This is a genomic window from Hydrogenophaga taeniospiralis CCUG 15921 (assembly GCF_001592305.1).
In the GTDB taxonomy this organism is placed as follows: domain Bacteria; phylum Pseudomonadota; class Gammaproteobacteria; order Burkholderiales; family Burkholderiaceae_C; genus Hydrogenophaga; species Hydrogenophaga taeniospiralis.
This window is the reverse complement of record NZ_BCWR01000010.1, coordinates 203,618-230,053: the sequence shown is the minus strand read 5'-3', so window position 1 is coordinate 230,053 and position 26,436 is coordinate 203,618. Positions and strand designations below refer to the sequence as shown.

Genomic DNA, 26,436 nt, shown 5'->3' with positions numbered 1-26,436 from the left:
AGGGAGTTTGCACATGGATCGACGAAGCCTGCTGACGGCGTGTGGGGCCAGCGCGTTGCTGGGCATGGGGCCGGCAGCGCTCGCCCAGACAGCCGCCCCGGCCCCCGCCGCATCGCCGGCCCCCACCCGCTTGCCCGAACTGCACATCTACATCCCCGGCGGCGCCGGCGGTGGCTGGGACCAGACCGGGCGGACCCTGGGCGCGGCCATCCAGGCCGCGGGCCTGGCCGATCGTGTGACCTACGAAAACAAGGGTGGCAAGGGCGGCACCATCGGGCTGGCCGACTTCGTGGCCCGCCACGACCGCGACCCGGCCGCGCTGCTGGTCGGCGGCATGGTGATGCTCGGCGCGATTGCGCTCGGGCAGTCCAAGGCCACGCTGAAACAGGTCAGCCCGATCGCACGGCTGACCAACGACTACATGGTGATGGTGTCCAGGACGGGTCAGGCGCTGGACTCCATGGCGGCGCTGACCACGGCCATGCGCGCCAACCTGGGCGCGGTCGGGTTCACCGGCGGTTCGGCCGGCGGGGTCGATCATGTGCTCGCCGGCATGATCGCCCTCCAGCTGCGGCAGGACGTGACCCAGCTCAAGTACCTGCCCACCAGCAGTGGCCCCGAAGCCGCAGCGCTGCTGGAGAAGGGCGAGGCGCAGGTGGCGATATCGGGCTACAGCGAGTTCCAGGCCGACATCGAAAAGCGGCAGCTCACGCCGCTGGCGATTTCCTCCCGCCGGTCGCTCTATGGGGTGCCTTCCCTGCATGAGCAGGGCCTGCAGACCGACCTGAGCAACTGGCGTGCGGTGTTCGCACCCGGTGGCATCGACGCGGCGCAACGCGAGAACCTGCGCCGCATCGTGGTCGCGGCCACCCTGCACCCCACCTGGGCGCAGGCGCTGGAGAAAAACAAGTGGTTCAACGCCCTGCTGCACGGGCCGGACTTCGCCGGCCGGCTGGTCATCGAGCAAGGCATGGCCAACGCCATGGCCATGATGCTCAAGCTCAGAAGCTGAATCCAGGCGTTGGTCACGAAGGCACCGATGCACCCCAGCGGCGTGCGCGGCTGATCTGCTGGGCGGCGGACAAGGCGCCAGCCGAAAGCGACCGACCGCACCCGGCGTCCCTCGTTCCGTCGGCGAGCGGGTTTTCCCTGACAAGACTGACAGCGGAATGACAGCCTCCAACGGTGGAATCCCAGTTCCCCCCACCCCAAAGGCACCGCCCATGTTGCGCAGAAGTTTGCTGAAGACCTGTGGCGCTGCCACGGCGTTGTGGGCGACATCGTCGTTCGCTCAAAAGGATGTGCCCGTCGCCACCAGTCCGGCGAACGCCGCCACGCCGCTGACGAAACTCAGCCTCTACATCCCGGGTGGTGCGGGCGGAGGCTGGGACCAGACCGGGCGGGCCCTCGGTGCCGCGATCCAGTCGGCCGGCCTGGCCCGCGAGCTTGCCTATGAAAACAAGGGCGGCAAAGGGGGCACGATCGGTCTCACCGACTTCGTGGAGCGGTTCAACCGCGACCCCGCAGCGCTGCTGATCGGCGGCATGGTCATGCTGGGCGCCATTGCGGTGAACCGCCCGGCGGTCACGCTGGCGCAGGTCAGTCCGATCGCGCGCCTGACCAACGACTTCATGGTACTGGTGGCGCCCAGCGGCGGCCGCTTCCCTGACATGAACGCGCTCAAGGAAGCGATGCGCAAAGACCTCTCGACGGTGGGATTCACCGGGGGATCGGCGGGTGGGGTCGATCACATGCTCGCCGGCATGATCGCGCGCCAGCTGCGCCTTGATGTCGGTCGGCTGAAATACCTGCCCACGAGCAGCGGTCGCGAGGCCATGGACTTGCTGGAAAAGGGAGAGGTCCAGATCGCCATCTCCAGCTACAGCGAGTTTCAGACCGCGATCGAAAACAAAAGCCTCACTCCCCTGGCCGTATCGTCACGCAAGTCGCTGCACGGTATTCCGTCACTCAACGAACTGGGCATCAACACCGACCTGGGCAACTGGCGGGCCGTGTTCGGCCCCGGCCAGATCTCGGAGGCCGATCGGTCCAACCTGCGCAACATCGTGATCACGGCCACCCAGACACCCTCATGGAAGCAGGCTCTGCAAAGGGAAAAGTGGACCAATGCCCTGATGTACGGCGACGAGTTCACCAAGGTGCTGATGATCGAGCAGTCCATGGCCAGCGCCGTGGCCATGATGCTCAAGCTCAAGGCCTGACCGGCCCACTGGCCCGCCCGCTCCGGGGCGGATCAGGCGCTTTCCAGCGCCACGTCCTGCCGCGTCAGTGCGGGGATCTCTTCGCCGATCACCGTGTCCGGGTCGATGCCCAGCACCAGGCCGATCGGGTCGGGGTAGGTGTTGATCAGGCCCTCGCTGCCCAGCGACAGCTCTTCGGCCCGGGCACGCCACGAGGCAATGTGGATCACGCCGGCGATGGGTTCGTACACATCGTTGTCGAAGGGTGCGATCTGGTGTCCGACGGCGTCGATCATCCTCTTGGGGAAGCGCCATTCGCGCGCCAGCGCCGCGCCCACCTCGGCATAGCAGTAACCGAACATGCCCTTCTCGGCGCGCGCGCGCTTGAGGTCGAGCATGGGCACGCTGCGGTCCAGGTCGATCATGGCCTCGGGCATGCCCGCGTGCATCACCAGTTCGCCGATGCAGTGGATCAGGCCCGCGGTGAAGGCGGTGTTCTCGTCGATCCGGATCGGCAGCGCGATGTAGCGTGAAAGGTTGGCGGTGTTGAGGCTGTAGCGCCAGAACTGGTTGAGGTTCATGCCGCCCACGCTGTGGAAACCATCGCCCAGCGCGGCACCGACGACCAGGGCACGCACCTTGATCAGCCCCATGACGCTGATCGCGTCGCGTGCGTTGGTCACCGCGCGGTGCAGACCGAAAAACGCCGAATTGGCCATCTTGAGCAGCTTGGCCGTGAGCACCGGATCGTCTTCAATGTAGGCGGCCGCCTGGAGCAGATCGACGTCCTCCTGGTCAAAGGTCTCGATCAGCTTGCGCACCACCCTGGGGGCGGACGGAAGCGCGTTCGGCTGCTTGAGGAGTTTGTCGAGCTGCATGGGTGCCTGCCAATCGGGTGGGGATCACAGTGGTCGGTGTCTTCAAGAAATACATCGTCCCGATGGCCATCGACTTGAGCGCTTTCGGGTACCTATTCGATGAAGGCCCCCAGCGCCTGACTGAACGACCATTCGGAGGGATCCTTCTCCAGCACGTTGTCCAGATCCAGCCCCAGCGTGAGGCCGATCAGGTCTGGGAAGGTCGCGACCAGGCCGGCGTTGTCAAGCTGGATTTCCTCGGCGCGCGCGCGCCAAGAGGCCAGGTGCAGCAGGCCCGCCAGGCGGTCGTAGTTGTCGCCTTCGAAGGGCTCGTTCTGGCAGGCCAGGGCCGTCACCATTTCCTGGGGAAACTGCCACTTCTCCGCCATGCCGGCGCCCACCTCGGCGTAGGTGTAGCCCAGGTGGTTGCGCTCCGCCAGGGCCCGCTGCAGGTCCAGCGGCGGGGTGCCCATGTCCACCAGGGCCATCTCGTCGGGCATGGCGATGTGCATCACCAGAATGCCGATCGCGTGGATCAGGCCGGCGGTGAAAGCGTTGCCGGGGTTCTGGTGCAACACCCCCGCGAGCGAGCGGGCGATCTCGGCCACGCGCAGGCTGTAGCGCCAGAACTGCTGCAGGTCCATGCCGGGCACGTTCTTGAAGCTCGCCCCCAGGGCAGCGGCCATGACCAGCGAACGCACATGGGTCATGCCGAGCAGTGCCACCGCTTCGTCGGCGCTGCCGACCTTGCGGCTGACGCGGAAAAAAGCCGAGTTGGACAGGCGCAGCACGCGCGTGGTGAGCGCCGGATCGTGCCCGATGAGTTCCCCCACCCGCTTGGGGCTGGGGTCTTCCTTGTTCATCTCGGCCAACAGGTCCGAGACGGCGCGCGGCATGGCCGGCAGAGCACGGGGGTAGTTGAGCAGGGCTTCAAGTTGCATGGGAGGGGGTGAAGTCCGTGGATGAAAAGGGGTGTGTGACTGCACCTGATATCGGCCACGCGCCCCCCAACTTGAGCCCCAGGATCGCCCGCGGCGCGGGAAAACCCTTGGAAGCGGCACCCCCCTCAGCGCTTGCCCAGCCCCTGCAGCTTGGCGAACGCGGAAGCCATGGCCGAAGCGGGCGCCGCCGAGTCGCCCCCCTGCCCGCCGGGGCGGCCCGGGCGCTGGCCCTGGCGCACCGGCTCGAAGCGGTTGTCGCGCGGCGCCCCGCCCTCGCGGCCGCTGCGAGCGGGCGCATCGCCCAGCTTCATGGACAGGCCGATGCGCTTGCGCGCCACGTCCACCTCCATCACCTTGACCTTGACGATGTCGCCGGTCTTGACCACCTCGCGCGCGTCGTTGACGAACTTGTGGGCCAGCTGGCTCACATGGACCAGGCCGTCCTGGTGCACACCGAGGTCGATGAAGGCGCCGAACTGAGCGACGTTGCTGACCGTGCCCTCCAGGATCATCCCTTCGCGCAGATCGCTGATGTCGTCCACACCGTCGTTGAAGCGGGCCACCTGGAAGTCCGGGCGCGGGTCGCGGCCGGGCTTTTCCAGCTCGGTCAGGATGTCCTTGACCGTGATGACGCCGAACCTGTCGTTGGCGAACAGCTCCGGGCGCAGCGTCTTGAGCATGTCGGCGCGGCCCATGAGCGCGGCCACGGGCTGGCCCGTCTTGGCGATGATCTCCTCGACGACGGGATAGGTTTCCGGGTGCACGCCGGTCATGTCCAGCGGGTTGTCGCCGCCGCGGATGCGCAGGAAGCCCGCGCTCTGCTCGAAGGTCTTGGCGCCCAGGCCGGCCACGTCCAGCAGCTGCTGGCGGCTCTTGAAGGCGCCATTGGCTTCGCGCCAGCGCACCACCGCCTTGGCCACGCTGGCCGACAGCCCCGACACCCTGGACAGCAGCGGCACGCTGGCGGTGTTCAGGTCCACGCCCACGCCGTTCACGCAGTCTTCCACCACCGCGTCCAGCGTGCGTGCGAGCTCGCTCTGGTTCACGTCGTGCTGGTACTGGCCCACGCCGATGCTCTTGGGGTCGATCTTCACCAGCTCGGCCAGCGGGTCCTGCAGTCGCCGGGCGATGGACGCCGCGCCACGCAGGCTCACGTCCACGTCGGGCATTTCCTGCGAGGCGAATTCGCTGGCGGAGTACACCGAGGCGCCGGCCTCGCTCACCACCACCTTCTGCAGGCCGTGGCAAGGGTGGCTGGCATCGGTGCCCTTCTGGATCAGCTTGATCAGGTCGGCGGCCAGCTTGTCGGTCTCGCGACTGGCCGTGCCGTTGCCGATGGCGATCAGGTTCACGCCGTGCTTCTCGCAGAGCCGGGCCAGGGTGTGCAGCGAGCCGTCCCAGTCGCGCCGGGGTTCGTGCGGGTACACGGTGGACGTGTCCACCAGCTTGCCGGTGGCATCCACCACCGCCACCTTCACGCCGGTGCGGATGCCCGGGTCCAGCCCCATCACGACACGCGGGCCGGCGGGTGCGGCCAGCAGCAGGTCGCGCAGGTTGTCGGCAAACACCTTGATCGCCACCGCTTCGGCGCTCTCGCGCAGGCGGGCGAACAGGTCGCGCTCGCTGGACAGGCTGAGCTTGACGCGCCAGGTCCAGGCCACGCACTTGCGCAGCAGGTCGTCGGCCTTGCGGCCCTGGTGGCTCCAGCCCAGGTGCAGCGCGATGCGGCCTTCGGCCAGCGACACCGTGGGCGCCGGCTTGCCGCTGGCCAGGAGCACGGCTTCGGGCTCGGGCAGCACCAGCTTGGCGTCCAGGATCTCCAGCGAGCGGCCACGGAACACCGCGAGCGCGCGGTGCGAGGGCACGCGGCTGATCGGCTCGTCGTAATCGAAATAGTCGCGGAACTTGGCCACGTCGGGGTGGTTTTCATCCTTGCCCGCCACCAGCTTGCTCTGCAGCAGGCCCTCGGTCCAGAGCCATTCGCGCAGGTTCTGCAGCAGCGCCGCGTCTTCGGCCCAGCGTTCGCTCAGGATGTCGCGCACGCCGTCGAGCACGGCGGGCACGGTGGAAAAATCGGCGCCGGGTTTGCCGTCGTCCAGCACCTCGGGCGGCTTCGTGAAGGCCGCGGCCTCCACCATCGGGTCCAGTGTCGGGTCGGCCAACAGTTTGTCGGCCAGCGGCTCGATGCCGAACTCGCGCGCCATCTGGCCCTTGGTGCGGCGCTTCTGCTTGAACGGCAGGTACAGGTCTTCCAGCTCCTGCTTGGTGGGCGCGTTGGCAATCGCCAGGCGCAGCGCATCGGTCAGCTTGCCCTGTTCGTCGATGCTCTTTAGCACTGCGGCGCGGCGGTCTTCCAGCTCACGCAGGTAGCTGAGGCGGGCCTCCAGCTCACGCAGCTGGATATCGTCCAGCCCGTCAGTGACTTCCTTTCGGTAGCGGGCGATGAAAGGCACCGTGGCGCCGCCGTCCAGCAGGTCCACGGCCGCCTTGACCTGGTGAACCCCTACCCGAATTTCCTGCGCGATCTGCGCGATGATTTTCTGCATGCGAAAAAATGGCACCCCCAGGTGCCCATGGCGAAACGAGGCGGGAAGTTTGCCACAGGCACCGCGCCACGCCGCCCTCCCCTCCACCCACCGTCAGGCCTTTCGCGGCCGGGCATACCGGCTGTCGGGCGTGCCGTTCGGGCCGGTCGGGCGCCGCTCGCCCACGGACATCGTGACGCGCACCCGCGTCCCCTGACCGGGCACGCTCTCGATGTCGAACCGCCCCCCGCAGGCCTCGGCGCGCCGGCGCATGCCCTCCAGGCCCTTGCCCCTGCCCATGCTGACCTCATCAGGCTCGAAGCCGACCCCATCGTCGCGGACCTCCAGCATCAGGGTCTGCTGATCGGCCGAGCAGTGGCACGACAGCCAGACCGTGCGGGCCTTCGAGTGGCGCATCACGTTGGCGATCGACTCCTGCGCAATGCGCAGCACCTGCCGGCTGCGGTCGTCCTGCAGCGCCTGAAGCGGGCCGTCCACGTCCACGTCCCAGACCATCTGGATGCCCAACTTGTCCAGCGAGTGCTGCACGCGGTAACGCAGCCGGCCCAGCGCGTCGATCACGCTCTCGCTGCTTTCGTCGATCGCATCGACGAGGATCTTCACGTCGAGCAGGCACTGCTCCAGCGCGAGCGACAGGGAACGCTGCTGCGGGATGCCACGGTCCAGCGACGACAGGATGCTCACCAGCTGCGAGCCCACGCCGTCGTGCAGGTCCTGCGCGATGCGGCGGCGCTCCAAGCTCACGGTCAGCTCGGCGTTCGAGGGTTCCGTCTCCGGCTCATCGATGATCAGGTCGGTGTGCGCGAAGTCGTTGGCCAGCAGGCTGTTTTCGGAGCGCTCAGCGTCCGCGGACGACAGGCTGTCGAGATCGCCCACGCGGCCCGTGATCAGCAGCCAGACCATGGCCAGGTAGGCGGCATAGACGTGGTGGATGGTCGTGAGCGGGATGCGCAGGCCGTCGGCCTGCACCACGTCGTGGAGCAGGATCCCCAGCCCCACCAGGCCCGCACCCGAGATCAGCCAGGACCGCAAGACCGGCCCCTGCCGCAGGGTCGCGCCCATCATCAGGAAGATGGTCGTGGCGCACACCACGTTGACCACTTTCCAGGCCAGGTAGGCCAGCTCGCGATCGGGGCCACCCAGGAAGCTCCAGCCCAGCAGCCCCAGCGCCAGCACCGCCTGCAGCACGCCCACCACGGCGCTGCGGGCCGGCACAAACGACACACTGGCCAGCAACAGCAGCACCACGCTGGCCACCGCCAACTGGTAGGCCGCGTGCGCGACCAGGTGCTCCACCGGGCCATCGCCCGCCCACCCGACGCCGGCGTTGATGCCGACCAGGAACAACCAGCACAGCGCGATCAGCATGTAGGCCAGGTCCATGGGCGCGCTGGACGGGCTTCGGTCGATCAGACCCACCCACACCAGCACCGCCGCAACGACGATCACCGCCGTGGCCCCGAACACGCGGTTGGCCAGGCTCAGCAGATACCGTGGATCGACCCCTTCCATCGGAAGTGCCGGGAGCGCGATCAGGAACAGGGCGGCCAGTCCCAGCGCCAGCCCCAGCGCGGTCCAGACCATTCTGCCGGGGTGTAGATGACTCGACAGCATGGGGAGACCAACGCGTGAAGGGCGTCTATAAGAGGCCGCGATCCGTGGCGCAGCTGACCGCCTGCGCACGGGTCCTGACGTTGAGCTTGCGGTAGATGTTGCGGATGTGGGTGTTCACGGTCTGACCGCTGATCACCAGCCGCGCCCCGATCTCGCCGCTGGTGTAGCCGGCCGCGACCATCTTCAACACCTCGCGCTCGCGCTCCGAGAGCCGGTCGCGGCTGCCACGAAGCATGTGGCCCGAGGGCTTGCCGGGCTCCAGCCGGTGCAGCAGGCGCCGTGCCAGGTTGGGCGTGATGGAGGCGCCGCCGTTGACCACCTGCAGCACCGCCTGCGGGAAGTTGCCAAACCAGGAGTTCTTGATCAGGTAGCCGTTGGCCCCCAACCCGAAGGCGTGCATCGCATGCTCGTCGTCTTCGCTGGCGGAGATCACCACCACCTCCGCCTGCGGTCGCACCGACTTGACCTGCTCGATCAGGTCGTAGCCGTTGCCGTCGCCCAGATTGAGGTCGACCACGAGCACGTCGAATTCGTGCATCGCCACCTTGCGCCGGCCCTCCTTGAGGCTGCCAGCCTGTGCCACCAGGTTGATGCGGTCGTCGGCCAGCAGCTCCTGCGCGATCACGTGCCGGATGTGGGGATCGTCGTCCACCAGCAGCACGCGCACGGGCTGCATGGACTGCCCCACCATGAAGTCGGGCCATACGGATGGCTGGTTGGTGTGCATCGCGAACTGCCGACTGAGCGTCGGCGCCACGGTCGAAGAGGCGCTCACGAGCCCACCCACGTTCATCTCTTTTTTCATGAATCCTCCCTGAAGGAACGCATCAAGTACCCGAGTCGTTTCGACTGTTGCGCAACATGTCGCTGTGTGACGAAAATTTTCCGTTAGCACAAATTGACGATCCGGGCCCCTGTAAAACCGTGCGAAAAGCCCGCTGACGCTGCAAATTTGATACAGATCTTGGACGAATTTTGACTACTTTGCATTCTGTTTGCAAATTCACATTTTGTAACTACCCAGTTTTTACACTCGAAAGTACTCAAATTTCATAGCACCAGCTGGTTCGTCTCCCTTGGAAACAAAGGTACTAGTCACCCGATTTACCTCATTTGTGGTCGTCTGTGTTCGGTACACAGTTCAGGTCATTGGCCGGTGTGCATTCCCTCACGAAACTGGAGCCAGACAAAGCAGGAGGTGAGGCGCAACCCCACAAGGGCGAGCTTCCGTATCAAGCGGCGTCGATCAGGCTGGTGATCCCGGAATCCTCCGGTTCACCGGGGAAATGTGAACCAACTTTTTGAGGAACCATCATGAAAAAGCTCGCCATCATCGCTTTCGCGGCATTCGCCACCTCGGCTTTCGCCGATCCGGAAATCGTCATCGACGGCAACTCGGTCCAGGCCGTGGCCGCCACCTCGACGATCTTCTACAACTCCGCCTCGGGTGAAGACGCCTATGCACAGCAGAACGTCTCGAGCAACTCGGGCAACGTCACGGTCGAGAGCGGCGCCAACTCCATCCAGCTGACCGTCGCCTCGGGCTCCGTGGTGGCGAACTACGCGGCTGGCGAAGACTCCTACGCCAGCCAGAACGTGTCGTCCAACATCGGCGACGTCACCATCGCTGGCAACTCGCTGCAGATCACCGCCCTGCAGGGCTCGGGCGTGTACAACATCGCCGCTGAAGACACCCAGGCCGTGCAGAACCTCGCCAGCAACAACGGTTGCGTGGCTTGCGTGCCCAAGTCTGGCCACGGCGGTCACTGAACGGCTCCGGCCCAGAACGCCCCCTGAACCCCGTTCAGGGGGCGCTGTCTTCTGATCCCATGACCCCAGGAGGTCCCCCATGAAGAGGTATCTGATACAGGTGCGGAGACTGGGCGTTGCCATGGCCGTGGTCCACCTTCTGTGCTTCCAGCAGGCGCACGGTGCCCCGGGCGAGGACACCATCGTGCTCAAGGGCCCCGTGAAATACGCGGCCATGCCGACCGCGCCGCAACAACGGTCGGGCGGCATGGACGGGCCCACCGACCTGCCCGCCTGGATGCGCGCACGCGTCACCCGTTACGTGGCCAAGGCCTATGGTCTTTCGGGCGAGAGCGACACGATATACACCGACGAAGACGTGGTCACGACCGTTCAGACCGATGGATTCAAGAAGACCTGCGTGCAGGAGGTGGGTAGCAACACCCAGGCGGCCGACGCGCTGGGTACCCGGTACGGACCCGACACGCGAGAACAGGTCGTGGTCCTGCGCGGCGATCTGGTCAACGTCTGCCGCTGAAACAACAACGAAAGAGTGGAGGACATCATGAACATCCTGCGTCAAGGCATCAAAGCCGCAGGTCCGCGCCGAAACATTCTAGGTTGGACCTTGCTGGCCGCGTCACTGCTCGCCGCGGGATGCTCTACCCCGATGGACGCCCGCAAGGACACCTCATTCCAGTCCTATGCACACACGGCCGACCGCCCGACCCACCGCCCCACGCGATCGCTGTCGAGTTTTTCGGACTCCCTGGTGTGCATGGACCGTCTTTTCCGGGATGCCCAGATCCCCACGACGCTGATCACCAGCAAGCAGATCCCCGACTTTTCGGGGCGCATTCCCGTGGCGACCAAGGACATGATCGTCACCGCCATTTCCCAGATGTCCCGACTGAGCAACGCCTTCCGCTACGTCGATTTTGAAGTGGACATCGCGAGACAGGACACCGTCCAGAACCTGACGACCCTGCTGCTCAACAGCAACCAGATCCAGCTGCAGCGCCCCGCGCTGTACGTGTCGGGCGCGGTCGCCTTCGTGGACCAGAACGTGATCAACAACCGGTTCGACGTGGGCACGTCGGCCTCGCGCCTGGAAACGGGCTACAGCCGGGACAAGAACGCGACCATCATTGGCATGGAACTCCACCTCGGCGACTTCCGCACACGCACCCTGATTCCGGGGCTGGATTCGGCCAACGAGGTCATCATCGGTACCGGCGGCCAGGGCCTGGACCTGGCCGGCCGCATTTCCGACTACGGCTGGCAGTTCAACGTCGGGCGGAACTACACCCAGGGATCGGGCGCCGCCATGCGCACGCTCGTTGAGCTGGCCATGATCGAGCTGGCCGGCAAATGGGCCCGCGTTCCCTACTGGCAATGCCTGACGCTGGACCAGACCCACCCCGGCTTCCAGCGCCAGCTGCGCGACTGGTACGACGAAGGCGACGCCAACGTGCACCAGGCGCTCGTCAAGAAGTCCCTGACAGGCAGCGGCTACCTCAACACCCAGACCGCGCAGCTGCCGATCAACCACCCGACGGTGCGCTCGGCCCTGGCCAGGTACCAGGTCGATCACGGCATGGTGGTCACGGGCGAACTGAACTTCGCCACCTACGAACGCGCGCTGCGCAACTACGTCATGCTGGGCGAAAACGGGCAGTTCATCCGCGTGGGCTGGAGCCCCGATTCGTCCCGGCCCCCAGTGCCCACGGTCTTCGACGGGCAGGTCACTGCCGCCCCGGTGGGTCCGGCGCTGGGCACCGAAACCGGCCCCCTTGAGCTGGATCTCCAGATCGAGAACCTGGCGGCGGACAAGTCGGTGTTCGAACAAGGGACGCAGATATTCCTCTCGGCCACCGTGTCCCGCAACGCCCACCTGTACTGCTACATGGAGCAGGCGCAAGGCTCCGTGATGCGCCTGCTGCCCAACCCCACCAACAGCAGTTCGCAGGTGTCGGCCAACCAGGCTGTGCGCATCCCGGACTGGATGGTGCCCAACCCCGGCTTTGTTCTGGATGCGGGCAGCCCGGGCGAAGAGTCGGTCATGTGTCTGACCACCGACAACGATCTGTTGGCGAAGCTGCCGGCGGGCCTGCAACTGCCGGGCCTGCGCCCCATCGCCGGGTTCGTCGGTCTGCAGAGCATCCGGGATGCCTACCGCACAGCCGCGGGCGATCAGGGCGTCACCGAGCAAACGCTGAAGTGGCGGGTCGTGCCCAGGCGCGCAGCGGCGGCGGCAGCGGCCCGCTGAGGCGGGTAGCGCCATGGCCCCGCTGCGCCCGGTCCGCACAGCCTGGATGCTTCTGGCGCTCGCCGCCGGCACGGCGGCAACGGCGGTTGAAGTACCGTCGACGCCGCCCATCCAGGCGTCCCCCTCGACCCAGGACCCCATTCGGACACCTCCACCACAAAACCCGGACATCCGCCTGCCGCCTCCCAGCACCGTTGCGCCCGTTCAAAGGGAAGCGCCCGCCACACTGCAGGTGTCTCCACTGACCGACCCCTGGGTCACGGCGGAGATCGAACGCCTGAAGAACCAGGCCATGCGCGTGGCCCCGGCCGCGCAGGACGCCAGCTCGGCTCAGCAGCGGCGCAACGCGGCCCAGGCCGCCTGGTATCTGGGCCTGATCTACTTTCACGGCGCCGGCGTGCAGCAAAACCTGCCGCAGGCGCAACAGTGGTTCACGAAAGCCCATGCCCTGGGCCATCCCTTGGCGAGCGCCGGTCTGGCCATGTGCGAGATCGACGGCTGCGTGGGACCCGCGAACCCCGTGGCCGCCCGCCCCTGGATACAGCAGTTGCGGCGTACCAGCATGCCGCGCGCCCTGTTCCTGGAGTGGCTGGTGGAATACCGGCTCGCGCCGATCACCTTCAACCCTGGCCTGGCACCGGGCACCAGCGCCACGGTCGCGCTGCCCGCGTACGACCTGTTGACCCGGGCGGCCAACGCCGGAGACCCCCACGCGCGCATTGAAATCGGCCTGGGGCTGGCGGTCGCCCGTCAGTGGACGGCAGCGCTGACGCAACTGGAGCTTGCAGCGCCCCGCTCGGCCGTCGCCGCGGCCAACGCGGCCGTGGTGCGCGACATGCTCGCCCGGGAGCAAACACCCGATTCCGGCACCCCTCGACAAGCCAGAACGCTGCTGCAAGAGGCCCGAAGGCAACACCGGGGCGAGGGCGTGACGGCCAACTACAGCGAGGCCCTGCGTCTGTACCGCCAGGCCGAGGCCGCCGGCAGTGAGGAGGCCGGCAGAATGCTGGCCCTGATCTCGTCCCGCCCCGCCGCCGATGGCGGCGTCAACATCGAGTGGATGCGGCAACTGGCCTATGTGGACCTGTCTCAGGCCATTCCCACCCTGGGCAGCCCGGCCTCGGGCTACCGGCTGCAGCGCGAACCCTCGCCCCTGTTCGACCTGATGCCCGAGGGCTGGCGCAACCGCATCCGGTGAAAGCTCACCGCAAGGCATGAAACGGTCCAGCCCAGGGCACCGCCGGGCCGGCTTTGCCGGACGGCCAGTGCCGCCCCCCTTGAGGGGGGTGACGCGAAGCGGCGCGGGGGGTGTTTCATCCTAGCCGCGAGGCTTCAGCCCCGCAACCGCAAGACGGCTGGAGTCGGGTTGAGCCCATCGGGCAATCGCCTTGCCCGCGCCATCGTGTCCCAGCACCAGGCGGACCTGCGTCCCGCCCCCCAGCGTGCCCACTTCCACGGTCTGCACGGGCATCGGCAGCGTTGCCTGCAGCGCGTCCACCACGCTCTCCTGTCCAGCCAGGTACTGGAGCCAAGTCTGTGCCTGCTGGAAAGAACTGGCATTGGTCAGCCGGGTGGCCAAGATGCCCGCCGGGGCCAGCTTGTTCGCCGTGTGTCGGGCCAGGCGGGGCGCGCCCGTGCCGTTCGAAACCTCTATCCGTGCCGGGCGGGGAGGCTCCGCCTGCGCCACCGTGGGGGCCTCGGTGGTCAGCGCCGGGCGCAGGGCCAGGGCCAGGGGCTGCGGTGGCGCTGCCGGTTCGTTCGCGGGCGGGTCCGCTGGCGCGGCCTGTGCCCTGGCCAGCGCTTCGATGGCCTGCGGCCCCGGGGTGCGAAGCTCATACACATGGGGTGCCACGGCCACCAGTTGCGGCCCCGAGGGATGGTCGGCGTCCCGCACGGTGTAGGCCCCGCCCGCCGGCACCGCTTGCGGCACCTGCCGGTTGCGCTCGTCGTGCTCGATCCGGGCTTTCGCCAGCAGATCGAAATTCTCCAGAATCTGCTGGTTGTCCGGGTCCAGTGCCCGGGCCGTGCGCAACCTGAACTCGGCTTCCTCAAGCCGGTTGGCGTTCAGCAGTGCAAAGCCCATGTTGTTGTAAATATGGGCGGCCAGGGGTTCGAGCACACGCGCCCTGTCAAACAAGGCCAGGGCCTCGGCGGTTCGCCCCGCCTGTGCATGCAACACGCCCAGCGCGTTCAGCGCGCCAACGTGGTCCGGCTTGAGAGCCAGCGTGCGTTCGTAATACGCCACCGCCCGGGCGAAGTGTCCTGCGCCATGCGCGGAGCGCCCGGTGACGTACAAGACCTCGTGCTCGGCCATGGCTGTGCCGACCGGAGGCAAGGGCGCCATCTTCACCAGGCCCGCCGCAGCGGTGCGCACGCTCTGGGTGCCGTGCAAGGAGCCCGGCATCATGCTTGAACAGCCCATCAGGCTGCCCAGCACCGACAACGAAGCCAACGTCTTGAGTTTCATGGTCCTGGTCTCCTGGTGAAAGGGATTCAACGACCGCCTCCCAAGGTCGGAAGAAGCACGCGGTAGATGTTGATCATGGCCGGCCCCATGAGCACCAGCATCAACGACGGGAAGATGAAGAAGATCAGCGGAAACAGCAGCTTGAGCGGGATCTTGGCCGCGCGCTCCTCGGCGCGCAGACGCCGGTGCACCCGCATGGTTTCGCCCTGAATGCGCAGCGCCTCGGCCACGTTGGTACCGAAACGGTCGGCCTGCACCAGCATCGCCACGAACGAGGCCACCTCCTCCACCCCGGTGCGCAGCGCCAGGTTGCGCAGGGCGCTCTCACGCTTCACGCCCATGCGCAGTTCCAGCGCCAGCAGGCCCAGCTCCTCTTCCAGCTCGGGGCTTCGCAGGCCGATCTCACTCCCGGCGCGCGCCATCGCGGCATCCAGGCCCAGACCCGCCTCCACGCACACCGTCATCAGGTCCAGCGCGTCGGGCAAGGCGTTGCCCACCTGTTCCTTGCGGGAGGCCACCATGCGCGACAGGATCATGTTGGGCAAGTAGTAACCCAAGGCCGCCAGCAACAGCAGCCACAAGAGGTTGGTATCGGCGCTCAGCTCCAGACGGGTCAGTCCACGGTAGAGCATGAACAGCATGGGCATGCCGAGCGCCAGGAGGGTCTTGGCCGCGAAAAACACCGCGGGCCAGCTCGCCTCGCGCAGGCCCGCCTGCATGAAGCGCACCCGCAGGCTCGAATTTTCCCAGCCCTCCTTGGGCGCCGAGAGCTTGGCCACCGGCCCCACGACCTTGACCACCCTGGCGTGCCACTGGGCATTGCCTTCCAGCCGGTCATCGGCGCGCGTGCCCACGGCATCGCCGCCGATCTGCTCAACACGCTGCTGCAGGCCTGCTCGCCGGTTCAGCCAGAGCGCGATGCCCATCGTCATGCCCACCACCGCGAGGAACACGAGCGCCAGAACAAGGGTTTGCTGACTCATAACGTCACCTCCGTTTTCCATGGCACCGAAGCGCCAACCGCAAGGCATGAAACGGTCCAGCCCAGGGCACCGCCGGGCCGGCTTTGCCGGACGGCCAGTGCCGCCCCCTTGAGGGGGGCGCGCGAAGCGCGGCGGGGGTGTTTCATCCTAGACTTTGATATCGATGATTCGCCACATCACGAAGATGCCCACCAGCATCATCCCGATCGCGCCGTAGACCAGCATCAGTCCCACCGGGTCGGAAAACAGCACCGAGAGATATGTGGGGTTGAGCAGCTGAATCACGGACCCCACCACGATCGGCAGGCCCACGAGGATGTAGGCAGAGAGCTTGCCTTCGGCCGACAGGGCCCGCACCTTGGCGAAGAGCTTGAAACGCTCGCGCACCAGCTCCGACAGCTTGCCCAGCAGCTCGGACAGGTTGCCCCCGGTCTCGCGCTGGATCACCACCGCCATCACGAAGTAGCGCACATCGGGGCTGGGCACGCGTGCGGCCAGGTTGCCCAGCGCGGCATCGGTGGCGACGCCATAGGCGATTTCGTCGGAGGCGATGCGGAACTCCGTGGCGATCGGATCGGGGGCCTCGCTGCCCACCATGGCCAGGGCCGACGGAAAGGCATGGCCGGCACGCAGCGCGCGCGACATCAGGTCCATCGCGTCGGGCAGTTGCCCTTCGATCTTCTGCAGGCGTCGGGTGCGCCGGCGCAGCAACAGCACCACGGGCAATGCCGCCAGGATCGGGCACAAGATGATCAACACGAACCAGGGCATGCGCAGCACCAGGCCACCCAGCAAGCCCGCCACGGCCAGCATGGCGCTGAACGACAGCAGGTGCGACACCGTGTTGTTGTCCCCGGCCTGCAGCATCAACCGATCGAGGTGCTGAACCCGCGGCAGACTCTGCAGCAGGCGCTGCAAGGCCGGGCTGTCGCTGAGCATGCGCTGCTTGAGCAGCTTGAGCGCGGCGCCATCGACCTGACCACCCGCCGATATGGCGCGCAGGCGCTGCTCCAGGCGGCGCACCTCGGGGCTCTTGGTGTCGCTCCAGTAGACGTACAGGCCCTCCAGCAGCAGCACCACGGCCAGAAAACCCATCACCACAAACAGAGTCATGCCGATGTTCATACCGCTACTCGTAGATCAGGTTGGGTTCGAACGTGGCGTCGGTCACGGTCTGCCCGTAAGCCTTCAGGCGGTCCATGAACTTGGGCCGCACACCGGTGGCGCGGAAGTGCCCCATGACCCGTCCCTCGGCATCGATGCCGGTCTGACGGAAGTGGAAAATCTCCTGCATGGTGATCACACTGCCTTCCATGCCGGTGATCTCCATCAGGCTGACCATCTTGCGCCGTCCATCGTTCAACCGCGAAAGCTGGACCACGGCGTTGATGGCCGAGCTGACCTGCTGGCGCATCGCGTCCTGCGGAATCACCGCACCGCCGTAGCCGGCCATGTTCTCCAGCCGGGTCAGCGCGTCGCGCGGCGAGTTGGCGTGCACCGTCGCCATCGAACCCTCGTGGCCGGTGTTCATGGCCTGCAGCATGTCCAGCACCTCGGCGCCACGCACCTCGCCCAGGATCACCCGGTCGGGCCGCATGCGCAGGCTGTTGCGCACCAGCGCGCGCTGGCTCACCTCGCCCTTGCCCTCGATGTTGGGCGGCCGCGTCTCCAGTCGCACCACATGCGGCTGCTGCAGCTGCAGCTCGGCCGCGTCCTCGATGGTCACGATGCGCTCGTTGGGCGGGATCGCGGCCGAGAGCACATTGAGCAAGGTGGTCTTGCCGGTGCCGGTGCCACCCGAGATCAGGATGTTCATCTTGGCCTTGACCATGGCCTGCAGCAGCCCGGCCACCACCGGTGGCAGCGATCGCTTGTCGATCAGGTCGTTGATGGTCAGCGGCACCACCGCAAACCGGCGGATCGAGAGCACCGGCCCGTCCAGCGCCAGCGGCGGGATGATGGCGTTCACCCGTGAGCCGTCGGGCAGACGGGCATCCACCATGGGGCTGGACTCATCGACCCGGCGCCCGATGCGCGAGACGATCTTGTCGATGATCTTCATCAGGTGATCGCTGTCGGAAAACGTCACCTCGGTGAGTTCGAGCCGGCCCCGGCGCTCCACGAACACCTGGTTCGGGCCATTCACCAGAATGTCCGACACCGTGGGGTCCGCCAGCAGCGGCTCCAGGGGGCCCAGGCCCATGATCTCGTCCTGGATGTCCAGGATCATGCGTTTGCGTTCCTGCGTGTTGAGCGCGGCACCCGACTCCACCAGCAGACGCTCGGTCAGGATGCCCAGCTCCTCGCGCAGGCGCTCGGGCTTCATGCTGCCCATCACCTCCAGGTCGATGCGCCCCAGCAACTGAGCGTGCAACCGGTCCTTGAGGGTGTTGTGCTCCTGGACCGGGCCGGACAGCGGGGCACGGCCCTCCTCCGATCCGTTCAGGCGGGTGGGACTGCGCAACTCGGGGGTGGTGACTCTCATGTTCATGGTGTTTGTGCTCGGTAAGGAGGGGGGTGGGATGGAACGCTGTCGTTCACGTGCGTCCCGTGATCGTCGACAGCCAGCTCAGCTTTCCCGCATGCACCGCGACCGGCGAAAGCTCATGCGCCCACTCTTGCAACGCGCGCGCCACCGGATCGCGCGCCGCCAGCTTGGCGAGTGGAATGCCCTGGTTGATGGAGGCCAGTACCGCCTCGTCGCTGGCCGGCACGACCCGGGCCACCTTGTGCCCCGTGGCCCGCTCCACTTCGCTCAGGAGGATCTGGCTGCTCTTGCTGTAGCGGTTGAGCACCAGCTGGATCTTGTCGCGGGGGTAGCTCAGTCCTTCGAACACACCGATGATTCGCTGGGCGTCCCGCAGGGCGGGCAAGCTCTGTCCGGCCACCACGTGGATGCGCTCGGCCAGGTCCAGCGCCTTCACCGCCGCCGGGTCCATCACCCGCGCCATGTCGAGCAGCACAAAGTCGTATTCGGTGCGCGCCAGGCCCAGCAGGGCCGCCACGGTCTCGGGCGTCACCTCTTCGAGTTGGTAGGGCAGTTCCGGCGCACACAGCACATGCAGGTTGTCCCGCACCTTGAGCACGCTCACCGCCAGCAGCGCGGCGTCGAGCCGGCGGCTCTGGCGCGCCATGTCGACCACGCTGGCATCGGGCTTGCGGCTCGTGAGGTAGCTGACCGCGTCGCCGAAATACAGGTTCAGGTCCACGATCAACACCCGCTTGGAGGCCTGGGCGAGCAGATAGGCCAGGTTGGTGACGAGAAAGGTGCAGCCGCAGCCACCCTTGGCGGACATGAACGCGTACAGCGTTCCCTCGTTGTCCACGAACTGTGAGGTGATCGACTTGGATTCTTCGATGTATTCCACGCCCACCTTGACCGACGCCGTGCTCAAAGGCCCGGGCAATACATCGCGCACCCCGGCCCGCATGGCGCGCTTGAGCGTGGCCATGTCCGTTTCCCAGCTCACCAGCAACAGCATCACCGTCGGGTGACGCAGGGTCGCGGCTTCGATCATCTCGAAAGCCGCATCGTCCGGTCGCAACACCGACATCAGAACCAGGTCCGGTTGGTCCTTGTGCATCACGGCCTGCAAGATTCGAGCGCCCCCCACGTGGGCATTGATGCTCACATCGGGCAGCGGCCTGAGCTTTCCGATGAGCTGGTCGCGTTCTTCGGTGGTTTCGAAGATGAGGGAAACTTTGTGTGACATGGTGGTTTGGGTCCTATGGGCACACAGGGTTGCCCGCGCTCGTCATGTACTCGCGCGGCAGGCTGGTGGGAAACTCGGGAATCGAAAAGGCGCCGCCAAAGAAGGGGCTGACCGGGGTGAAGGTGGCCCCGACGATGCGCGCGGTCACGGTCAGGCAACTCGACGCGTCGCAGTTCACCGGAACGTAGTCGAGCACCATGTTGTCGGCCGGAATGCCGCCCCCGGTCATCGCGCTCATGCGCGCCTTGATGAGCGTGAGATCCCCTGGCGCCTCGACGCTGCACACCACCGCCAGCCGGGCACCGAGGCGGGTGGCCTCGTTGGCGCCGTTGAGCAGAAAGAGCCAGCGCCCAAACTCCATGATGCCCAGCAACAGGGTGAAGAAGAAGATGGCGATCAGCGCGAACTCGACCGCGGCCACACCGCGCTGGGCCTGGCGCCTGACACGGGGACAAAGGAGCTTGCGGGTGGGTTTCACGGCAGTGACCTCAGTTCGTGCTCGACGCCATGGTGATGTTGATCGTGCCGAAGGTGATGCTCGGGACCACCCAGGGCACCGCAGACGTGAAGCCGTAGCCGGCATCTCCGGCACCGATGCTCACCGTCACGAGGCTGGTGGTGCCTTCACCGGTCAGCACATTGGCATGGGTGCCCACGCAGGCCACGGGATCGCACACGGAAATCATGGCCAGCGTGAGGTTGGGCACCAGGGCAGGCACTCCGCTGCAATCGAAGGCCCCGCACAACGCCAGCGAACGGGCCTTGAGGCGAAGACCGTCGGCGGTCTCCCCCGGGGGCGGGCTGGCCAGGCTCTGCTGCGACAGGTAACGCGCAGCACCGCGCGTGGCCTTGACCAGGCCGTTGTACTGGTACAGCGCGCGCCCCAGTTCGGTGATGCCGAAGCAGAGCACCAGCATCGGAATGAGGACGATCGCCATCTCCACGGCAGCGACGCCCCGTTGTGAATGCATGGTGCTGCGCATGGTCACTGCACCAGTTGGGGAACGAGCGGCCCGAAGGTGCCGGGGGCGCCGTTCGTGGAACAGGGACTGCCGGCATTGGTGCTCAGGCCCAGGAATTCGAGGCCTGGGACGTCCCCCACCGCCAGCAAGGGGTTGAGCATCAGGACGCAGGCCCAGCCGTCCACCACGGGGTTCGCACCGCCGGTGTTCCACGCGGTGCAGTCCACCACCGGGGCCACCACCACCCGCCGGAAGCGGCCCAGGGTGTTGTGCTGGGTGTCGGTCAACCGGTTGTAGGGGTTGGGTGGATCGACCTGGTAGGGCCGGTAGTTCGCCGCGGCATTGCCATAGTTGAACTGCCCCGCCACCGTGCCGGTGTAGGCGTTGGCTCCGAGCGTCCAGTTGGCCGTCGTGTAGCTGTAGCCCGTCACATCCGGTGGCGCCGACCCCGCCTGGGGGTTGCCCGCGCCGGGCTTGTACAAGCCAAACCGGGAGTTCCAGGCCACATCCAGCGACGAAATCGAGCCCGGCTCACCCACCTCGGTGCCGATGTTGGTGTCGCATTGCCCTGGCCCCGTCAACAGATCCGCCAGCTCGGAGGCGCCTCCTCCAGGCGGGGTGAAGTCGATCCAGCCGAAGTTGCCGGTCCCATAGGGCGAGCCAGCCCCCTCCGGTGGGCTCATCCACTGTCCGACGGTCAGCCCGAAGTTGGACGCCGCGGTGCTGCCCGGCGCCTTGCACACGGCCACCGGTATCGCGCAGGCGGAGGCCGAAGGCGCCAGGGTGGCGGCCGCCATGGCCGACACGGTCTGCGTGCTCAGCAAGGGATTGAGCACCCGCATGAAAAGGATGGGCAGCCCGGTCAGGGGGTAGGTGCACTTGGCAAAGGCGGCCGTGTTGTAGTCGGCCGCACCGGCCTCCTCATACGGGCCGGCCAAGGTGGCCGAAAACGTGATCTGGCTGGCCGCGATGTCGATCACCATGCTCTGGAAATTGGCCCGGTTCTTGATCGCCTCGGTATTGCCTTCCCCCGCCGGGGTGGCCGGATCGTCCACTCCTCCGGTGGAAAAGACGCGCCCGTAGGCGATGGCCTTGGTCAGCGCGGTGGGGTTGTTCTGCCCAGGCCTCAATTGGGAGGCGGCGGCCAGCGCGCAGGCGTCCATCCCGTTCTGCAACTCGGTCTTGATCGCGAAGAAGCGGCCCAGGTCGAGGGCCAGCCCGGCGAACCCGATCAACACCATGATCGTCAGGCCCAGAACGATCGCCACCGCGCCGCGCTGGCGGTGGGTGCAAGGGCGCTGGCGTGAAGGCAGTCGCATGGCGATCTCCTGGGGCGGCGGGTCATTGGCCCGTGATCGCCCCGCCGATGTTGATGATCTCGAAGGTCTTGGGCGGCGCCTGGAACGACTCCTGGTAACGCTGCTGCGCCGATGCCCCGGCTTTGCCGTCGATCCCCAGCACCGGGTCGGTGTTCTCCGAGGCCTTGGGGTTGAGGGTCTGGGCCATGCGGGCCTCGCGCACCGCGTTGCCGAACGCGGCGTCGAGCTGCGGTGTGGTGCTGGCGCAGGCCACCAGCAGGCAGGGGGCGCCCAGCAGGGAGGCCAGGCGAAGGAACGAGGTGGTGGTGGGGGACATGCTGATGCTCCTTACTTCACTTCCATGCCGCCGCTGCCCGCGGCCGGGGCGGGTGGCGCGGCGACGGGTCGATCGGTGGGCACGTCGACACGGCCCGTGCCTTCCAGCTGGTTGCCGAGGTAGAACTCGGAACGGCTGGGTGGCTTGTAGCCGTCGGTGGGCAGGATGTAGCCCGGGTCGATCGGCTTGACCAGGCGCGGCGTGATCACGAACATGAGTTCGCTGCGGTCGCCCTGGAATTCGTTGCTGCGGAACAAGGCGCCCAGCACCGGCACCTCGCCCAGGCCGGGCAACGCGTCCATGGCCTGGCGCACGTTGTTCTTGATCAGGCCGGCAATGGCCAGGCTCTGGCCGTCCATGAGCTGCACCGAGGTCTGCGCGCGGCGGGTGGTGAAGCTGGGCAGGATCGCCGTCTGGCCGTTCACCGTGGTGAACGGCGTGCCGGTCTGCGACAGCTCGGACACTTCGGGCGAGACCTTCAGGTGGATGCGGCCGCCTTCGAGCACCGTGGGGGTGAATTTCACGCCCACGCCAAACTCTTTTTCCTCGAGCGTGATGGTGGTGCCACCGGTGACTTCATTGCTGCGCGCCACGGGAATGAAGATCTTGCCGCCCGCGAGAAAACTGGCCTCCTGGCCGCTGATGGCCACCAGATTGGGCTCGGCGAGGATCTTCACCAGGCCATTGCTCTTCTCGGCGTCGATCTCGATGCCATTGCCGTTGCTCTTGATGGCGCTGAGCAGGCCACGGCCGTCGCCGCCAAAGGCCGATCCGATGCCGTAGGTCCAGCTGCCGTTGGTGCGGCTGAAGAGCAGGTTGGCGCCCATCTTGTCCATGAGGGTCTTGGACACCTCGGCCACGACGACCTCCAGCATCACCTGCTGGGCTTCGGCAATGCTCAGCAGGTTGACCACCTTGGCGCCCGCCGTGTTGGCCGCTGCCGCACCACCACCACCGCCACTGCTGACCGCCAGCTTGGTGCCCGGCTCGGCGGGCTTGTCGCCCGCCATCACCGGCAACACCAGACTCTTGTTCACGTCACGCACGAAGGCCGCGGCAATTTCCTCGGCGGCCTTGGCCTTGACGGCGCTCGACACCACCCCGGTGAGGATCACTGAGTCGGCCGCCGGGCGCACCTGGATGCCTTTTTCATTCGGCAGCAGTTCGCGCAGCTTGGCCTCCATGCGCTGGTGGTCGATGTTCACATTGACGTCGATGGCGGTCGGCCCGCCCCCCTTGCGCCAGACGATGAGGTTGGTTGAGCCGTAGGTCTTGCCCAGCAGGTACAGCTCGGTCGCGCTGATCAGCGTCACGTCGGCCACGCTGGGGTTGCCGAGCGAAATCCGGCTCACGGCCGACGGCATGCGCAGCAGGGTGGACTTGCCGACGGTCAGGTTGATCGACGGCCCGATGGCGGCCAGGTCGGTGCCGACGTCGGCCGACATCGGCGCCGCGGCCACCTTGCTGGTGGTCACGCCCTTGGTCGCGACGGTTTGCGACCAGGCGCTCACGGTGAGCAGGCCCGCGGCCCAGATGGAAGCACTCAGTGCATGCAGAACGTGTGTTTTCATGATGCTTCCTTAGAACTGAGACGAAGACTTCTGGATGCCGCGGATCAGTTCCACCGTGTTGGTGGGTTCGACCGGGATGCGGGGTGCGGGCGGGCGCGGCGTGGCGGCACGGCGAACCGGCGCTGGCTTTTTGACGACGGCCACGGCAACCGGGGGACTCACCACGGGCGCCGCATCGCCGAAGAGGTCTTTGCGGGTGACGCCCGCCGTGGCGTTGTCCTGCGTGTCCACCTGGTTGCGCAGCATCAGCGACAAGGAGCCCACGTTGCGTGCCAGGTCGATCTTTTCGGCCTGCTCGGGGGTCACCTCCAGCGTGACGGCGTTGACCACGCGGGCCTTGGTCTCTTCGGGACGCCGGGCCTCCTGGGCCACCGCCAGCACCATGATGCGTTCCAGCACCACCCGCGAAATGGCCGTGTCGCGGTCGTCCTTGATGTTCACCAGCAGGTCCACATGGCTGCCCGGCGCCAGAAAGCCGGCCACGCCCACCACCTCGTTGACCTTCACGGTGATGGCGCGATGCCCTTTCTTGATGACGGAGTCCAGGCCGGCCTTGGTCCCTTCGGGGGCCAGTTTGGGCTCCAGCACCGGCTCGCCTTTGTAGATGCTGGTGCGCACCACCCGGCCTTCGAGCTTCGAGGCATCGTTGAACGACCCCTCCGGCTGCGCGCCGGCCGGCCAGGCGATGGGCCGCAGCATCGGGGCGGTGATCGCCTGACCGAGATCGAGATCGCTCGTGGCCACCAGCACGGTGGCCCGCTCGCCCGAAGCCTGTTGCCCCATCCAGCGGGCGGCCAGGATCACGGCGGCCACACCGGCCAGCACCGACAGGGCCAGCATCACGAAGGCGCGTTTGCTTTGCATTTTCATTCTCCTGAATGCGTGGGAATGGCGGCAACGCCGAGGCGATCCTCGCGGCCGAAGTAGGTGTGCCAGGCCCACTCCAGCCGTTCGGGTGTCATGCGGGCGGGCTGCTCCAGGTAGCGGGCGAGGTCGGCGATCTTGCTGATCACATCAAACGGAATGCACGGGTAGTAGGGCTGCCCGTCGCGCGGGTGCAGCGTGTGGATGAGGTAATCCACCCCGGCCGGGTCCTCGGGCACGCCGGTGCGTGCGCATGCCTGGCTCACCACGCTGCGGTAGCGGTTGGCATCGAGCGCGTCGATCCGGATCTTGTAGCCCAGCCGGCGGGCAAAGGCCGGGTCCACCAGATCGCTGGGCGGCAGATTGCTCGCGAAGATCACCCGCACATCGAACGGCACGGCGAACTTGGTGCCGGTGTTGAGCGTCAGGTAGTCCACATGGCGGTCCAGCGGCACGATCCAGCGGTTCATGAGCTCGCTCGGGCTCACGCGCTGGCGCCCCAGGTCGTCGATCACGAAAATGCCGTTGTTGGCCTTCAACTGGGGCGATGCCGTGTGCAGGCGGGTGTGGGGGTCGTATTCCAGGTCGAGCGTGTCCAGGGTGAGTTCGCCACCGGCGATCACCACCGGCCGCTCGCTGCGCACCCAGCGGCCGTCGGTCGACAGATCGCGGGCCAGCGTGCGATCGGGCACCGGCGCCAGGGTCACCCGCTTGTGCACGATCGGGTCAAACACCTGCACCACCTCGCCATCGACATACAGCGCGTGGGGCACCCAGATGTGCCCGTCAAGGGTGCGCACCAGGTGCTCGGCCAGATAGGTCTTGCCGGTGCCGCTGTCGCCGTGCAGGTAGATCGCCTTGCCCGAGTTGAGCGCGCTGCCCAGCGTGGGCAGCAGCTCGGGCGCCATGACCATGTCCTTGAGCACCTGCTGCAGGCGCTCGGCGCGCACCGGCGCCTGGTGCTGGACCTGTTCCTTCACCTGGGCCACGTAGTCGGCCAGCGTCACGGGTGCCGGACCCACGTACTGGCACTTGTCAAAGGCCATGCGCGCCATGCGCTGGCCGGCATCGGTGAGCGCAAAACTGATGTCGCCCTCCAGCGTGCCGCGCCGTGGTACTTCCAGCAGGGACAGGCTGCGCATCTGGGTCAACAGCTTGTCCATCACCGGCACCGGCAGGCCCAGTTGCTGCGCCACGGCAAAGAGCTTGAGCTCGCCCTTGCGCGCGAAATGCCGCAAGGCCAGGTCGATCACGAACGACGCGGGCAGGCCTTCCACATCCACCGCATCGACGAAGGGCTCGGCCACGACGGCCTTGAGCAGTGGGGAGGCGCTGGAAAGTGAAAGCTCTTGCATGGCTGGCTTTCAGAAGTGGAGGATGGGAGCGTGGCCGCTGAACAGCCAGGCGGCGTGGGCCGCAACACCGAGCGCGATGGCCACCGCGTAGGGCATGCGCCAGGCGGTCTGGGTGCGGGCATCAAAGGAACCGACCGAGCCCGGCAGCATCTGGCCCAGAGCGGCCAGCGTGTTGCGCATCACCAGGCGGGTATTGCGCGCCATGGCCATGCGGGCCAGCGCCAGCAGACCGCCGGCCAGCAGCACCCACAAGGCGAGGTTCACGCTGGCAGCCGGGCCGGCGAAAGCGCCCACGGCGGCAAACAGCTTCACGTCGCCGGCGCCCAGGGCGCGCAAGGCGTGGAAGGGAAGGAAGACCACCAGCGCCACCAGCGCGCCCAGCACGCTGGCGCCCCAACCGAGGGCACCGGGGTAGAGGGAAAACAGGCCTTGGTTGTCGCGGAAAGGTTGCGGGCCGAGGGCGTTCAACAGCAGGCCGACCAGCAGGGTTGCCAGCACCAGCGCGTTGGGAATGCGGCGCTGCCGCCCATCGGAGAGTGCGGCCAGCGCAAGACACAACGCCAGCAGGCCCAAGCCCAATACCTGCCAGTCGCCAGGTGCCATGCCGATGTTCATGCCCAACTCCCAGTTCGGGTTTTGCGCCAAAGGGCAAAACCGGTGGTGGTCGTCTCTATCGCGCTCTCGGCAACCTTCCGAAGGTTGGACCGAT

At 66.8% G+C, this 26,436-nt stretch carries 24 protein-coding genes; 6 read left to right on the top strand and 18 right to left on the bottom strand.

Annotated features, from left to right (window positions below; all coding sequences use genetic code 11):
* Positions 1 to 13 precede the first annotated feature (13 nt).
* Both HTA01S_RS14175 and HTA01S_RS14170 read left to right on the top strand, forming a co-directional pair.
* Complete coding sequence (locus HTA01S_RS14175) at positions 14 to 1,012, top strand: tripartite tricarboxylate transporter substrate-binding protein (protein ID WP_068172715.1); 999 nt, start codon at positions 14 to 16, stop codon at positions 1,010 to 1,012.
* A gap of 211 nt (positions 1,013 to 1,223) precedes the next feature.
* On the top strand, positions 1,224 to 2,222 hold the full coding sequence (locus HTA01S_RS14170) for a Bug family tripartite tricarboxylate transporter substrate binding protein (protein ID WP_169804779.1): 999 nt from the start codon (positions 1,224 to 1,226) through the stop codon (positions 2,220 to 2,222).
* A 32-nt stretch (positions 2,223 to 2,254) separates the two neighbouring features.
* On the opposite strand, the gene HTA01S_RS14165 is transcribed toward HTA01S_RS14170, so the two are convergent.
* The 5 genes from HTA01S_RS14165 to HTA01S_RS14145 form a co-directional block, all read right to left on the bottom strand.
* Positions 2,255 to 3,079 carry an HDOD domain-containing protein gene (locus HTA01S_RS14165; RefSeq protein WP_068172709.1) on the bottom strand — a complete coding sequence of 275 codons (825 nt, stop codon included), beginning with the start codon at positions 3,077 to 3,079 and terminating at the stop codon, positions 2,255 to 2,257.
* Between the two features lie 92 nt (positions 3,080 to 3,171).
* The gene (locus HTA01S_RS14160; RefSeq protein WP_068172706.1) at positions 3,172 to 3,999 is read right to left on the bottom strand and encodes an HDOD domain-containing protein; all 828 of its coding nucleotides are present in this window, start codon (positions 3,997 to 3,999) and stop codon (positions 3,172 to 3,174) included.
* A gap of 125 nt (positions 4,000 to 4,124) precedes the next feature.
* Positions 4,125 to 6,545, bottom strand: a complete 2,421-nt coding sequence (locus tag HTA01S_RS14155) for a Tex family protein (RefSeq protein ID WP_068172703.1) — start codon at positions 6,543 to 6,545, stop codon at positions 4,125 to 4,127.
* Positions 6,546 to 6,638: 93 nt separating this feature from the next.
* Complete coding sequence (locus tag HTA01S_RS14150; protein ID WP_068172699.1) at positions 6,639 to 8,129, bottom strand: sensor histidine kinase; 1,491 nt, start codon at positions 8,127 to 8,129, stop codon at positions 6,639 to 6,641.
* Between the two features lie 55 nt (positions 8,130 to 8,184).
* Complete coding sequence (locus tag HTA01S_RS14145; RefSeq protein WP_157572115.1) at positions 8,185 to 8,886, bottom strand: response regulator; 702 nt, start codon at positions 8,884 to 8,886, stop codon at positions 8,185 to 8,187.
* 587 nt (positions 8,887 to 9,473) lie between these two features.
* Between HTA01S_RS14145 and HTA01S_RS14140 the strand changes: the two genes are divergently transcribed.
* The 4 genes from HTA01S_RS14140 (at position 9,474) to HTA01S_RS14125 (ending at position 13,375) form a co-directional block, all read left to right on the top strand.
* The gene (locus HTA01S_RS14140; protein WP_068172695.1) at positions 9,474 to 9,929 is read left to right on the top strand and encodes a hypothetical protein; all 456 of its coding nucleotides are present in this window, start codon (positions 9,474 to 9,476) and stop codon (positions 9,927 to 9,929) included.
* Between the two features lie 79 nt (positions 9,930 to 10,008).
* Complete coding sequence (locus HTA01S_RS14135; protein WP_157572109.1) at positions 10,009 to 10,446, top strand: hypothetical protein; 438 nt, start codon at positions 10,009 to 10,011, stop codon at positions 10,444 to 10,446.
* A 240-nt stretch (positions 10,447 to 10,686) separates the two neighbouring features.
* Entirely contained in the window at positions 10,687 to 12,177 is a 1,491-nt protein-coding gene (locus tag HTA01S_RS14130; protein WP_245638090.1) for a DUF4384 domain-containing protein, read from the top strand.
* A 232-nt stretch (positions 12,178 to 12,409) separates the two neighbouring features.
* The gene (locus HTA01S_RS14125) at positions 12,410 to 13,375 is read left to right on the top strand and encodes a tetratricopeptide repeat protein (protein WP_068172689.1); all 966 of its coding nucleotides are present in this window, start codon (positions 12,410 to 12,412) and stop codon (positions 13,373 to 13,375) included.
* Between the two features lie 120 nt (positions 13,376 to 13,495).
* Here the strand turns inward: HTA01S_RS14125 and HTA01S_RS14120 are convergent, their stop codons facing one another.
* The 13 genes from HTA01S_RS14120 to HTA01S_RS14060 form a co-directional block, all read right to left on the bottom strand.
* Positions 13,496 to 14,644, bottom strand: coding sequence for a LytR C-terminal domain-containing protein (locus tag HTA01S_RS14120; protein ID WP_068172686.1), 1,149 nt, complete (start codon positions 14,642 to 14,644; stop codon positions 13,496 to 13,498).
* Between the two features lie 26 nt (positions 14,645 to 14,670).
* Positions 14,671 to 15,627 carry a type II secretion system F family protein gene (locus HTA01S_RS14115; protein ID WP_245638089.1) on the bottom strand — a complete coding sequence of 319 codons (957 nt, stop codon included), beginning with the start codon at positions 15,625 to 15,627 and terminating at the stop codon, positions 14,671 to 14,673.
* 147 nt (positions 15,628 to 15,774) lie between these two features.
* Positions 15,775 to 16,740: a type II secretion system F family protein gene (locus HTA01S_RS14110; protein WP_245638088.1), complete on the bottom strand. Its 966-nt coding sequence runs from the start codon at positions 16,738 to 16,740 to the stop codon at positions 15,775 to 15,777.
* A 16-nt stretch (positions 16,741 to 16,756) separates the two neighbouring features.
* Complete coding sequence (locus HTA01S_RS14105) at positions 16,757 to 18,118, bottom strand: CpaF family protein (RefSeq protein WP_068172678.1); 1,362 nt, start codon at positions 18,116 to 18,118, stop codon at positions 16,757 to 16,759.
* 46 nt (positions 18,119 to 18,164) lie between these two features.
* Positions 18,165 to 19,340 (bottom strand): AAA family ATPase, encoded by a 1,176-nt coding sequence (locus HTA01S_RS14100; protein ID WP_068172674.1) that lies wholly within the window; start codon positions 19,338 to 19,340, stop codon positions 18,165 to 18,167.
* Positions 19,341 to 19,353: 13 nt separating this feature from the next.
* Complete coding sequence (locus HTA01S_RS14095; RefSeq protein WP_068172672.1) at positions 19,354 to 19,818, bottom strand: TadE/TadG family type IV pilus assembly protein; 465 nt, start codon at positions 19,816 to 19,818, stop codon at positions 19,354 to 19,356.
* 10 nt (positions 19,819 to 19,828) lie between these two features.
* Positions 19,829 to 20,323, bottom strand: coding sequence for a TadE/TadG family type IV pilus assembly protein (locus tag HTA01S_RS14090; RefSeq protein ID WP_084236111.1), 495 nt, complete (start codon positions 20,321 to 20,323; stop codon positions 19,829 to 19,831).
* Between the two features lie 2 nt (positions 20,324 to 20,325).
* Positions 20,326 to 21,621 (bottom strand): TadE/TadG family type IV pilus assembly protein, encoded by a 1,296-nt coding sequence (locus HTA01S_RS14085; RefSeq protein ID WP_068172668.1) that lies wholly within the window; start codon positions 21,619 to 21,621, stop codon positions 20,326 to 20,328.
* A 22-nt stretch (positions 21,622 to 21,643) separates the two neighbouring features.
* Positions 21,644 to 21,937 (bottom strand): hypothetical protein, encoded by a 294-nt coding sequence (locus HTA01S_RS14080; protein ID WP_084236110.1) that lies wholly within the window; start codon positions 21,935 to 21,937, stop codon positions 21,644 to 21,646.
* An 11-nt stretch (positions 21,938 to 21,948) separates the two neighbouring features.
* Positions 21,949 to 23,508: a type II and III secretion system protein family protein gene (locus tag HTA01S_RS14075; RefSeq protein ID WP_068172665.1), complete on the bottom strand. Its 1,560-nt coding sequence runs from the start codon at positions 23,506 to 23,508 to the stop codon at positions 21,949 to 21,951.
* Positions 23,509 to 23,517: 9 nt separating this feature from the next.
* Positions 23,518 to 24,372, bottom strand: coding sequence for a Flp pilus assembly protein CpaB (gene cpaB / locus HTA01S_RS14070; RefSeq protein WP_068172660.1), 855 nt, complete (start codon positions 24,370 to 24,372; stop codon positions 23,518 to 23,520).
* Positions 24,373 to 24,374: 2 nt separating this feature from the next.
* Positions 24,375 to 25,727, bottom strand: coding sequence for a hypothetical protein (locus HTA01S_RS14065; RefSeq protein ID WP_068172657.1), 1,353 nt, complete (start codon positions 25,725 to 25,727; stop codon positions 24,375 to 24,377).
* Positions 25,728 to 25,736: 9 nt separating this feature from the next.
* Positions 25,737 to 26,342 carry a prepilin peptidase gene (locus tag HTA01S_RS14060; RefSeq protein ID WP_068172653.1) on the bottom strand — a complete coding sequence of 202 codons (606 nt, stop codon included), beginning with the start codon at positions 26,340 to 26,342 and terminating at the stop codon, positions 25,737 to 25,739.
* Positions 26,343 to 26,436 lie beyond the last annotated feature (94 nt).